This window comes from Vibrio sp. RW, from assembly GCF_027587105.1.
Classification (GTDB): domain Bacteria; phylum Pseudomonadota; class Gammaproteobacteria; order Enterobacterales; family Vibrionaceae; genus Vibrio; species Vibrio toranzoniae.
Genome location: NZ_JAPPTM010000018.1, coordinates 77,772 through 89,129 on the forward strand (window position 1 = coordinate 77,772; position 11,358 = coordinate 89,129).

Genomic DNA, 11,358 nt, shown 5'->3' on the forward strand with positions numbered 1-11,358 from the left:
GGGTATGTTTTCTATATGTAACTCATTAAGTTTCCGAAATACCATGGTTAATAATGGTATGATCGAAGGTCCAGCACCATGAGTTATAAAGAATAGGAAAGAGAATGACTAACCTTACACATCAGCAAGAAGATGCAATGGCTACGTTTAAGGAAAACCTACACCTTCCAAATGGTGGTTTTCATAAACTGATTATTGAGCTAAGTAAGGAATATCAGCTGCCTTTTCAAAAGGTGCGTGCCGTTTTAAAGAAGGCTCAAAAAGACGTTGAACGTCAAATCCGTGAAGATTTTTCGAGTATTGATGATACGGTACTTAGCCAAGCGAATTGGTTGAGCATCATTAAGTCAAAGCTTATCGAACTGGCGGAAGATAACCAAACGGTGATGGATAAGCTGCAACTCAATCTGAAATATCAAAAAGTGTTGTCGGCAACCAATGGTTCAATTGCAAGTGAAGACGAGCGTGATGAATTGATTGAAGAGTTGATTCAAGCTTATGAAAAAGAGGTGTTCAAACCTTTACTGGCGATGCTGCATACAACAAAGCTGTATTGGAAACTGATGCTGGTGGATGAGACATGTAAGATGAATGAGGAGAATCGTGATAAGTTCAGTGATTACCCTCAACACATGCAAGCTGCAGAACACTTATATAAACTTGATCAAAAGTTAAGGTCGATGCCGTTAACGCAATGATAATGACGCATTGATGATTCAAGGTTCAATATAAGCGACTTTCAATGAAAGCACGATAACCTAGCTAGCGTGAGCCGCGTGTGAAATGCAAAAGGGCTAGGTTTCTAATTTTCTTTGTTCTGCTAGAGCGAATTGAGGGTCACATTTTGGGACTAAATATGTAATCTTTGGGGAAATGCTATAGGAGTGTGAAATGTCCTAGTGTGTTTCCGTTGCCCGAAACAATTGTTCCGATGTTGTCCTGTTCATTAAACTCAAAGTCGATGAGATAACTGTTGTGTTGTAGTTTTGGCAATATGTGGCGGTGGAGTATATCGCTATTAAGTTGTCGAATCTCTGTGATCCATGACAGTTCTTCTTTCAGTAAGTCTATTTTAATTGTGAGCATTTATTACCTTTTAGTTTATTGACTGTTTTATCGCGTGATAATTGATACCAATGTGTTTGTCGTGTTGTTCTGCGTGACATAACTGTGCCTTGTGTTTATTACATTTATATTTAAGTCGTTGAACTATTTTTAATTTGCTAGAAAAAAGCAAATAACGAATAGAACGGTAGTGGGATCGAATTTGAAAGCTATTGAATGACTATCTAGGTGAAAGCTGACGCAGAGATGGTGTAACGAGGGAATCGAGAACTGTCTATGAGGAACTTGGACTGAATTTAGCATTAACAGCTCTTTAAATCAGAGCCAGAGGACAAACTATACGCCTAGTTTTTTTAATTACAACTTTATTTTCAATTAAATCTAAAATAATCAGCATACAGAATTCCATTTATAGGGAGATTGATGAACATAATGATGGCTGATGATTGGTTTTAAAATATGAAAATGCTTCACTGATTTATTTTTTTTATACGATATGGTTGTTTTTGCAACGAGAATGACTGTCGCTAATGGCGCAAGTTGCTAATCGAGATAACCAGATATGAATATCCACTTTTACGCATTTGAATACAAAAGTTGTTGTGCTGCTCATTTGATGCGAATATAATTGATAATTATTATCACTTGCGTTGCTGGTTTGTTACTCATTCAATAACAAACTTTACGTTATCGTTATTTAGCTGTTGTTTACGCATCAGATTACTTATGAATCATGTGACTTTCATAAGTGAGTCGCGGTTTGTATCAACAGCACAGGAAGAGACATGAAAAAAATAATCAATTCAGTTCGCCAATTATTGAGCGGGCTTGCTGTTGCGTTATCATTCACGATGGCCGTTCAAGCTGAAACCGTCACCGTCGAACACGTAAAGGGTACGGCTCAGTTTGCTGAAATACCACAACGAGTTGTCGTTCTGGGTTTTGGTAGCTTGGATGTGTTAGACAAAATTGGTGTGAAGCCAGTAGGTGCACCTCATAGCCTAATGCCTGATTACCTAGAGTCTTACAAAGAAACAACAGCAAATACTGGCTCGTTGAGTGAACCTGATTTTGAAGCTATCTACATGTTGAAGCCTGACGTTATCATTGCTGAAAATCGCATGCTTAAGGTTTACGACAAATTGGCACAAATTGCTCCGACAATCATGTTCTCTATTGAGGGTGACAAGTACTGGGCTGACGCTCAAGAAAATTGGCGTGCACTAGGTCAGCTATTTGATAAGCAGGCTGAAGTTGAAGCGATTATCGAAGAGACTCAAACGTCGATTACTGCGGTAAATGACAAAGTTGCCTCTGAACAAACTTCAGCAATGATGTTGATGAATAATGGTAATAATATTGCGATGTTCAACAAAGGCAGTCGGTTCTCTATCATTTTTGATGACTTTGGTTTCGTTGAATCAAAGAGTGCGGCAGTGGCCCCAATTAAAGGAAGTCACGGTAACTTAATCTCATTCGAATACATTGCTGATGCAAAACCCGAAGTGCTTTACGTTCTCGATCGTGAAAAAGCGATTGGTAAGTCAGAGGGGCGTGCACAACAGCTATTCAATAATCCATTAGTAGCCGCAACACCAGCAGCGCAAAAGGGCAATATTGTTTACCTCGATTCAAGTGCTTGGTATCTGGCGGGTGGCGGTGTAACTGCGATCCACAGAATGCTTGGTGACATTGAACGTACCATTCAATAGTAACCAATAGTTCGATTCTTGGGCTTATAAGAGCGTTCTTATAAGCCCTTTTTCACTTTCCATACGGGCTACCCGAGACCTACCTTTAGTGTTATTTCTATGTTGAAACCCATTGCAGCTGCTGTATTTCTTGTTGTGTTATGTGTGGCGTCATTGATGGTTGGGGTTGCTGAAATCAATTTTAGTGATTTCTTAAATGGCAACCAACACGCCAATTCTATTTATATTGTTAGTCGGATCCCTAGACTGTTCGCGATTGTGCTTGCCGGAGCGGGTTTGAGTGTCTCTGGTCTTATTATGCAGCAGATCGTGCAAAATAAGTTCGCCGCGCCGTCCACGATGGGCACGATTGACTGTGCCATGTTGGGGTATATCGTCGGTATACTGGTGTTGGGTAATGCCGCGCAATGGAGCTACTTAGGCTTCATTTTCGCGTTTGCAGTTTTCGGTACCTTGTTGTTGGTTCGTTTCTTACAACATCTTAAGTTTAAGAATGCGGTTTTGGTGCCATTAATTGGTATTATGTATGGTAACGTTGTCTCGTCTCTAACGACATTTATCGCCTACAAGTATGACTTGGTGCAAACCATGTCGGCATGGACCATGGCGAACTTTGCGAGTGTCTTGCAGGGTAGCTATGAAATTCTTTATCTCGCGGTACCTGCTTGTGTGTTGGCTTATTACTTCGCCAGCCAGTTCAGCGCAGCGAGCATCGGTGAAAGCTTCGCGAAAAACATCGGTCTGAATTATCAGAAGATTGTCTTTATCGGGGTTGCTCTAGTCGCGATCTGTGCTTCTTCTGTGGTGATGATTGTCGGTGTTATCCCATTCCTTGGCCTTATCGTGCCGAATATCGTGTCGCTGATGATGGGCGATAACATGAAGAAGATTCTGCCTTGGACAGCCTATTGGGGCGTGATCTTGGTGTTAGCTTGTGATTTGTTAGCTCGAATCGTCATCTTCCCTTATGAGGTCCCAATCTCAATGGTAATCAGCATCTTTGGTGGATTGATTTTTATCTACCTAATCATGAGAGACAAGTCGAATGCGTGATTCAGTAAAAATTGCGATTCTGGCGATCGCGTCTTTGGGCATGATGGCGTTATTTATCGGGCAAGGGCTAACGTGGGATAACTACGAGTTCTTCTTATCTTTACGACTACCCAAAGTGCTGTCGATTGTGTTGGCGGCGGTGGCTATCTCTGCGTCGTCACTGGTTTTCCAAACCATTACTAATAATCGAATTCTCACCCCATCCATCTTGGGTTTTGACAGTTTATACATGCTGGTCCAAACGTCTCTTCTGTTTGTGTTTGGTGGTACCAGTTTTTGGGTAATTGACGTTATCGCAAACTTTTCACTGTCTGTAACTGTGATGATCTTGTTTTCATTTGTGTTGTTTCATTTCTACTTCAAGAGTAAACGAAACAACGTATTTACACTGTTGCTGATTGGTATTGTGTGTGGCAGCGTATTCTCGAGCCTTTCCAATTTCTTAACTATGTTGATTGACCCAAACGAATTTGCAGTGCTGCAGAATGTGATGTTTGCAAGCTTCAACAACGTAAAAAGTGAGTTGGTTTACCTTAGTCTTATTCCATTGGGTTTGAGCGTACTTGGCCTGTGGCTGCTGGCTCCTAAGCTCGATGTGCTTTGGCTTGGCGTCGATAATGCGACAAGTTTAGGTGTGAACACTAAGCGACTTACCCAAATTACGCTAATCATTGTTTCCATCATGGTGGCGATATCCACAGCCTTAGTCGGGCCTGTGCTTTTCTTTGGCTTGATCACCGTGAGTTTAGCTCGTCAGATGTTCAGCTCTTATCAACACCGCGTGCTTATCATTGCCAGTAGTTTGTTAGCGGTGGTGCTGTTGGTGTCTGGGCAATGGTTTATTGAAAAAGTGATGGCGTTTGAAACCACGGTGAGTGTGATTATTAACTTGGTTGGCGGTTTGTATTTTATGTTTTTGTTGTTACGCACCAGAATTCAGTGAAGGTAGTAAGTAGTGATTAAATTAACAGGTTTGAGTAAGAAGTATGGCAAATCACTCGTGGTGGATGATGCCAGTGCTATGTTCCCGAAAGGAGAAGTGACTTCTATTATTGGCCCCAATGGTGCGGGTAAAAGTACGCTGCTTTCAATGGCGAGTCGCTTGACAGAAAGTGACGCTGGTGAGGTGATTATTGGCGATAAGTTACTGGTTGAATGGGATACCAAAGAACTGGCAAAGCACCTTGCTGTCCTAAGACAGTCAAACAACATCAACATGCGATTTACGATTCGTGAGTTGGTTTGTTTTGGTCGTTTCCCTCATTCCCAAGGTCGCTTAAAAGCAGAAGATAATAAAATTGTTGATACTGCGTTAGAGCACCTCGGTATTACTGATATTCAAAACAAATACCTAGATGAGTTGAGTGGCGGTCAGCGTCAAATGGCGTTTATTGCAATGGTTGTGGCGCAAGATACCGACTATGTGTTCTTGGATGAGCCACTCAACAATCTTGATATTAAGCACTCGGTAGAAATCATGCAGACACTTCGTCGTTTAGCGCATGAGTTTAATAAAGCGGTAGTGATCGTGATTCACGACATCAACTTTGCTTCTTGTTACTCAGATAACATTGTCGCGATGAAAAAAGGCCAAGTAGTTAAGTCGGGTAAGGTCTCTGAAGTCGTTGAAAAGTCAGTAATGGAATCGATCTACGAGATCCCGTTTGAAATTCGTGAGTTCGATGGCGTTAGAATCTGTATGTATTATTCAGGTCGATAACCTGCTGTATCCAACCATGAAAATTGATATCACTTAAAGAACCTAGCCTTTACTTTTATGATTACCCCTCGTAACTCTTAACATTAAAGGCTTTCGGTCAATCTACGAAATGAACGAATGACAGACACTGTGTTTGATCAACTCAATCACAGTGTTGTATCTGTATGGTAGCTTTCGGTTTCGCTTCTGAATCAAATATAAGGTTTCTTCAACTTCTACTTTTGGCGGGACAACATACAACTTATCGCGTTCTGGAAAATGCTCCACAGCGCCTGCAGGTAAAACCGTAAACCCAAGCCCTTTCGATACTGGCAGCAATATCTGGTGAAGCTGATTGATGTAGCCAGATTTTGGTATTTCATTCACGTTGATGTTAGCCAGATTTTTATCTCCGCACAGGTCAAAATACAAAGACAGATAGTGGGCTGAATCTGGATGGGCAATCAGGCCTATGTCGTGCAGAACTTGTGGCGTCATCTCTAAATCAGCAAGACTGTGATGGACGATAAGACACAAGGCTTCTTTGCCAATGACTTGGCTTTGGTAATAACTGTCGTTGGGCGAGTGTCTAACGATGCCGATGTCGGTTGTGCCTTGGAGCAAATCATTTAATATCTTTTGGTTTGGCGCTGCTTCTAGGTGAATGCTTAATTCTCGATGTTGTTGCTGCAATTCAAGAAGCTTTGGATAAAGGCGCAGAGATAAAGAGCCAGAGCACGAAAGGTTACATTGTCCTGAATACGGGTTGTCAAAACTCAGAGACTCAAAAAGGTCTTCTTGGTCTTTCTCTAGTTTAAGCGCATAACGATACATAATCCGGCCTTGTTCGGTCAGTTCGAAGCTCTTATTTTCTCTCGATAACAAGTCACAGTGACAAGCTTGCTCAAGCTTTTTGATGTGTTGACTAACGCCAGGCTGCGTCATATACAGCTTTTCTGCGGTTTGGGTGAAATGACCAACTTCAACCAGAGTTTTAAATGTATTGAGCCAAAGTGGATTAATCATACTCACCTTTTATTCCATAATAACAAAAAATTATTATTATCTTTAATTATGATAATTTCAAATCTAGCGCTTAAACTAGCGTCAATTAAAACTAAAGTGATAGGGAATTTCTGAGAATCAGCGGTTAGGTGACTTTGTGGAGTATTTTATGAGTAGCAAAGTGTTGCGACTTTGTTGAATTTTTGGTTTATTGATCAACTGTGCTCATATTTAGGAACGAAGATGAATAGAAATGTTTGGCTGCTCTCACTGTGTCAGGCCTTATTGATGACAGGTAACATATTACTGATTTCGGTGATTGGCTTGATAGGCAAACAGATTGCGCCTAGTGTCAGCATGATTACTTTGCCGGTTGCGCTGCAGTTTTTGGGTTTAATGGCTGCCACCATTCCAGCGTCTTTAATTTCAGGAAAGTTAGGACGAAAACGAGGCTTTAGTATTGGGAATGTCGTCGGTATTACCGGAGCAAGCCTCGCAACTTATGCGTTATCACAGCAACATTTCTATTTGTTTTGCTTCGCCACATTTTTGCTTGGAGTTGGGATTGGTTTTGGTACGCTTTATCGCTTCGCGGCAATTGAAGTGTGTGACGAAAATGCACGCCACCGTGCGATTTCAATATCAATGGCTGGTGGAGTGTTGGCGGCGGTACTTGGGCCTAACTTAGCGATCATGTCTCAGCAATGGTCAGCAGATGGTTTGTACATCGGTGCTTTTGCGTCGCTGATTGGCCTAAACATATTAGCTTTAGCGTTGTTACAAACAATTCAGTTTCCCAAAGTCTCTTTTAATAGCCAAGCACCAAAAGCCGATCCCCTCAGTGTGATCATTAAAGCGCCGAACTTTATTGGTGCCGTGTTTGCTGCGATGGTTGCTTATGCCGTAATGAATATTTTGATGACCGCAACACCATTGGCGATGATCGGCTGTGGCTTTGACTTTACTAAGGCCGCTGGTGTGATTGAGTGGCACGTGTTGGGTATGTTTGTGCCGGCATTCTTTACGGGTTCGCTTATCGAGAAGTTTGGATCACGTATGATGATCCTTGTTGGTGGTGTTCTATTTGTGGTGAGTATTGCCATCAATATCCATGGTGTATCGATTTGGCACTTTAGGGCGGCTTTGGTTGTGCTTGGCGTGGGTTGGAACTTTATGTTCATCGCCGCAACGGGTTTGTTTAGCCAATCTTATGAGTCGCAGAACAAAGCCAAGGCTCAAGCATTTAACGAGTTTGTTGTATTTGGTTGTGTCACTGTCACCGCGCTATTATCCGGCTGGTTAGAATCGACCGCGGGCTGGCAAAACCTAAATATTTACGTACTCCCGTTCGTGTTAGCGGTGATTATGATGTTTGCGTTTAGTGCTCGAAAGTCTCACATTCATAAACAATCTGTGTAAGAGGGGGTCGGGTTGTTGGCTAGAAAGTCTTTCACCTTGACGCCGCTTTTCTGCCTCGCATGTAAACAAAAGGTTCATCGCGGCTTTCTGCGGAAAGCCGTGATGAACCTTAAGTAATCATAAATAAACCTTAGATAATAATGGATAAGTCTTAGGTAATAACGGTTTATAAATCGACTACGATTGTTTTTGTTACTGTGGCGCCTTGGTCATCGATTATCTTTAGCGTTACTTCATGCTTTCCGTATGAAGGGAGGATAGAAGTGAAGGTGCGACCTCGTTTTACTTTTCCATTTGGAAGCGTCCATTCGGTATCAACAATACGACCATCGCTGTCTGAACTTGTAGACCACATGGTTACCCAGCGTCCCAAGTGGATGTACTTCGCACTTGCTTCCGGTAGGGCGTTCGGAGATTCAACACTCACTACAGAACTGAACGAATCAGTGGCGCCTTTGTCATCGACAACGGTCAAATTCACCGTGTATTCTCCGGCTTGCTCGTAAGACCAAGTTGGTGCCACGTCGTTACTTGTTGTGCCGTTGCCAAAGTCCCATAGGTAACTGGAGATCTCACCGTCTTGATCAGAGCTGAAGTTGCTTGCAGAAACGTTCAGGCCAGTAACATTGAGCTCGAAGCTCGCAGTAGGGGTGACGTTGTGTTGGCTTACTTTAGATAAGCGCACCACACCGTATTCGTTGTTGTCACTCTGATTCACAATATCAACGGCTAAGCCAAATTCAGTCAAGATACGTCCTGAATCAGGTGCTTGTGGAGACGAATAATCTTGGTCGTCAGAGAAGCTAGCATTGCCAAGCAAACTGGTATCTTCAAGTACATCATTGTCGCTGTTTACAAGACGCATTGGAGTATGATCTTTGAGTGAGAACGCAGCATCACGAACTTGGTAGCGAGTTTGGGCAACTTCGCCTGAGTTTTCCCATACCATGGCATTTTGGTCTGCGTCTACAACACCTAACCAACCTTCGCCTGGGTGCTTACCTACCCAGTTATCAGTCAGTGACTCGTCTAAGTACCAAATGATCAAACCCGGATCGAATGAGATCAGTTGACCCATACGTTTAATGTTAGCTAGACCTTCATCAACGTCCATGTGGCTACGCCATTGCAGAAGGTAGTAGTGTTGAGCTTGATGAAATCCATTACTCAGCTTGTAGCCATTAAGGGCGAAGGTGGAGTTGCTTTCACCATCGTCTATTGAGGTGACTTCACCATCAACGATCACACTGAGGTTATCCAGATAGAAGCCTTCCATCGCCAAGCCACCATCGGTGAGGTACTCAAACGAAAGCTCTACTTCTTGGCCTGCCCATTGTGAAACATCGAATTCAGCATCAATCCAACCGCCAGACTCGCCACCAATAGCAGGGACGAGACCTGTGTTGTATGGGTCGTCCATTGAGGTAATGTTACCTGCGATGGCTTGTCCATTAATGAGTACGCGCGCAAAGTCGTAATCTTTTTCAATCTCATACCAAGTTTTGAACGAAAGCAGAGCAGAATCACCGGCTGGAATCACCAATTTGCGAGTCATGCTGTTTTTCAGGTCATCACCTTTTTGAGAGTGAAATGAATACTCACCAGCAAACGGTTTTAAACCTTCGATTTGTTTTTCAGGAAGATCCACTTTAATCATGTTCGGACGGCTGTTATCCGTCGTTTGGAACAGCGTATAAACTTGTGGGTTGTCTTCAAGGTCATCAATCGAGATTTGATCATCGTTAATCCAACGACCGCCAATCGATTTTTGTAAGAAGTGTTTTGCCCAAGAGCTGAATGCCGTTGGTTGTGTGCCACCAATTTTGCCAGCCCAGCTACCCGAAGACATGATTGACCAATAAGAGACAGGTTCACCCTTGCCTGTGTATTGAGTGTCGTATTCGTCTGGTAGACCCAAATCGTGGCCATATTCATGGGCACAAACACCAGCTGCCGCATCAATCGGTTGAATGGTGTAATCAAATGCCGCGTATTGGCCACCAAAGCGGTCAGGAAGCGAGCTAGAGGTACCTTCAAGCACATGTGTACGACCTAGGTTGAATCGGTGAGACCAGATTGCATCAGGGCCTAGCACACCACCACCGGCTTCTTCGCCAACAGATGCGTGAAATACCATCAGGTGATCAATCACGCCATCGGGTTCACGGAAGTTTCCGTCACCGTCGTAATCGTAGCGATCTTCGATATCGTAATCGGCTAGGTTGATACTAGGATCCTGAGCCAGTTGATTCAGCGCTTCGCGAACCAATTCTTGTGCGTTGAGATCGTTGTCGGTCGTCGGGGAATTACCACCATAGAAAGATGCAGGTTTCGAGGCGCGATACCAACCCGCGGCTTGACCTGCAACGCTGTAACTATCACCTGATTCGCTTTGGTAATACTGACGCATAGAGATTAGATTTTCGCCACTTGGCCCTGTGTAGCCAGAATTTGAAAACAGCAACTCTTGATAATGCTCAGGGTTGTAGCTCTCGTACAACATCTGAGTGTGTTCTTCGGTCAGCTTGTTGTCATCCCAGTTCAAATCAGGGAAGTCGACCAGTAGAGCGAGCACTTTATCGGTACGCTTGGTGTCGACTTCTAAAGCAAAGACGCTTGCTTTGTTAACGCCAGATCCTTTTTCTATGGCTTTGAGTATTTTCGCTCGTTGCTCAAGCGCTTTTTTGCCGAATTGTGCATCGCCCTTAAAACCGGAATTGATCTTATTTTTCAAGTAACGGTCAAGAGCATTGTGTTTTGCCACAGCGGTTGCATCTTGATCGACTAAGCCTTGTCTTACTAGCATTTCAATCAGTTTGTCTTCATTAACAACACCTAAATCAATCGGTGTTTTAGCATAACTGCTGACGCTAAATAGAGTAAGCATTGCTGAGGCCAACAATGTTTTTCTCATTATCTTCATTACATTTCCTTTTTTGTATTTCCATGTCGATATCAGAATCAACTTGCCTTATTCGGAACGGTTGTCCGAGTTCGGCTTAATACACTCTTTTGGTGTTTTAGGTATCTGACGTTTATTAGTTGATTTGCTTGTATTAACTAACGCTTTTGCATTAACTAACTTATTGGTATCCGCTATCTCATTTGTATTACCTGTTTCTTGTCTTTTTTTTGAATCAAACTGACGGCCTTTCATTTGCTTCGCGTTGAGGTAGATACCTAAAGCTTCATGATTGTCCTCGTAGGTTAAGCCAGGACAAATAACGCCTCGTTCAATCAATGCCTTAAGCAACAGTTCATCATTCTCAATGGTGGAAGCCTGTGACAGTGAGGAAAAAAGTAGAACCATTAAAGTCATTGTTTTGTGTGACATTTTATATCAAGCCATCAGTTTTGATTATGTAACAAAATATATTTATATAATTGGCCGATCAAACAGATAAT

Annotated in this window: 10 protein-coding genes; 6 read left to right on the forward strand and 4 right to left on the reverse strand. The window is 42.6% G+C overall.

The genetic code is table 11. From position 1 onward, the window contains the following. Positions 1-104 precede the first annotated feature (104 nt). Positions 105-698 (forward strand): hypothetical protein, encoded by a 594-nt coding sequence (locus tag OCT63_RS15500; protein WP_269984025.1) that lies wholly within the window; start codon positions 105-107, stop codon positions 696-698. 178 nt (positions 699-876) lie between these two features. Here the strand turns inward: OCT63_RS15500 and OCT63_RS15505 are convergent, their stop codons facing one another. Then, a complete protein-coding gene (locus OCT63_RS15505; RefSeq protein ID WP_060469719.1) occupies positions 877-1,086 on the reverse strand; it encodes a hypothetical protein in 210 nt (69 codons plus the stop codon). 764 nt (positions 1,087-1,850) lie between these two features. Between OCT63_RS15505 and OCT63_RS15510 the strand changes: the two genes are divergently transcribed. The 4 genes from OCT63_RS15510 to OCT63_RS15525 all read left to right on the forward strand — a co-directional run bounded on the left by OCT63_RS15510 (position 1,851) and on the right by OCT63_RS15525 (position 5,550). Beyond that, positions 1,851-2,777, forward strand: a complete 927-nt coding sequence (locus OCT63_RS15510) for a siderophore ABC transporter substrate-binding protein (protein WP_060469718.1) — start codon at positions 1,851-1,853, stop codon at positions 2,775-2,777. A gap of 99 nt (positions 2,778-2,876) precedes the next feature. After that, positions 2,877-3,830, forward strand: a complete 954-nt coding sequence (locus OCT63_RS15515) for an ABC transporter permease (RefSeq protein WP_269984026.1) — start codon at positions 2,877-2,879, stop codon at positions 3,828-3,830. Continuing rightward, positions 3,823-4,773 carry an iron chelate uptake ABC transporter family permease subunit gene (locus OCT63_RS15520; protein WP_269984027.1) on the forward strand — a complete coding sequence of 317 codons (951 nt, stop codon included), beginning with the start codon at positions 3,823-3,825 and terminating at the stop codon, positions 4,771-4,773. The genes OCT63_RS15515 and OCT63_RS15520 overlap by 8 nt, the downstream gene beginning before the upstream one ends. Before the next feature lie 12 nt (positions 4,774-4,785). Next, positions 4,786-5,550 (forward strand): iron ABC transporter ATP-binding protein, encoded by a 765-nt coding sequence (locus OCT63_RS15525; protein WP_161684577.1) that lies wholly within the window; start codon positions 4,786-4,788, stop codon positions 5,548-5,550. Positions 5,551-5,652: 102 nt separating this feature from the next. Here the strand turns inward: OCT63_RS15525 and OCT63_RS15530 are convergent, their stop codons facing one another. Further along, the gene (locus OCT63_RS15530) at positions 5,653-6,555 is read right to left on the reverse strand and encodes a LysR family transcriptional regulator (protein ID WP_269984031.1); all 903 of its coding nucleotides are present in this window, start codon (positions 6,553-6,555) and stop codon (positions 5,653-5,655) included. 222 nt (positions 6,556-6,777) lie between these two features. Here OCT63_RS15530 and OCT63_RS15535 point away from each other — a divergent pair, with 222 nt between their 5' ends. Beyond that, positions 6,778-7,953, forward strand: coding sequence for an MFS transporter (locus tag OCT63_RS15535; protein ID WP_161675216.1), 1,176 nt, complete (start codon positions 6,778-6,780; stop codon positions 7,951-7,953). Positions 7,954-8,119: 166 nt separating this feature from the next. Here the strand turns inward: OCT63_RS15535 and OCT63_RS15540 are convergent, their stop codons facing one another. Both OCT63_RS15540 and OCT63_RS15545 read right to left on the reverse strand, forming a co-directional pair. Then, a complete protein-coding gene (locus tag OCT63_RS15540) occupies positions 8,120-10,876 on the reverse strand; it encodes an immune inhibitor A domain-containing protein (RefSeq protein WP_269984028.1) in 2,757 nt (918 codons plus the stop codon). Between the two features lie 48 nt (positions 10,877-10,924). Further along, complete coding sequence (locus OCT63_RS15545; protein WP_269984029.1) at positions 10,925-11,287, reverse strand: hypothetical protein; 363 nt, start codon at positions 11,285-11,287, stop codon at positions 10,925-10,927. Between the last annotated feature and the right edge of the window lie 71 nt (positions 11,288-11,358).

Coding starts and splice junctions, on each gene's coding strand:
- OCT63_RS15545 (WP_269984029.1), bottom strand. CDS start 11,287: ATGTCACACAAAACAATGACTTTAATGGTTCTACTTTTTTCCTCACTG.
- OCT63_RS15530 (WP_269984031.1), bottom strand. CDS start 6,555: ATGATTAATCCACTTTGGCTCAATACATTTAAAACTCTGGTTGAAGTT.
- OCT63_RS15505 (WP_060469719.1), bottom strand. CDS start 1,086: ATGCTCACAATTAAAATAGACTTACTGAAAGAAGAACTGTCATGGATC.
- OCT63_RS15535 (WP_161675216.1), top strand. CDS start 6,778: ATGAATAGAAATGTTTGGCTGCTCTCACTGTGTCAGGCCTTATTGATG.
- OCT63_RS15510 (WP_060469718.1), top strand. CDS start 1,851: ATGAAAAAAATAATCAATTCAGTTCGCCAATTATTGAGCGGGCTTGCT.
- OCT63_RS15515 (WP_269984026.1), top strand. CDS start 2,877: ATGTTGAAACCCATTGCAGCTGCTGTATTTCTTGTTGTGTTATGTGTG.
- OCT63_RS15520 (WP_269984027.1), top strand. CDS start 3,823: ATGCGTGATTCAGTAAAAATTGCGATTCTGGCGATCGCGTCTTTGGGC.
- OCT63_RS15500 (WP_269984025.1), top strand. CDS start 105: ATGACTAACCTTACACATCAGCAAGAAGATGCAATGGCTACGTTTAAG.
- OCT63_RS15540 (WP_269984028.1), bottom strand. CDS start 10,876: ATGAAGATAATGAGAAAAACATTGTTGGCCTCAGCAATGCTTACTCTA.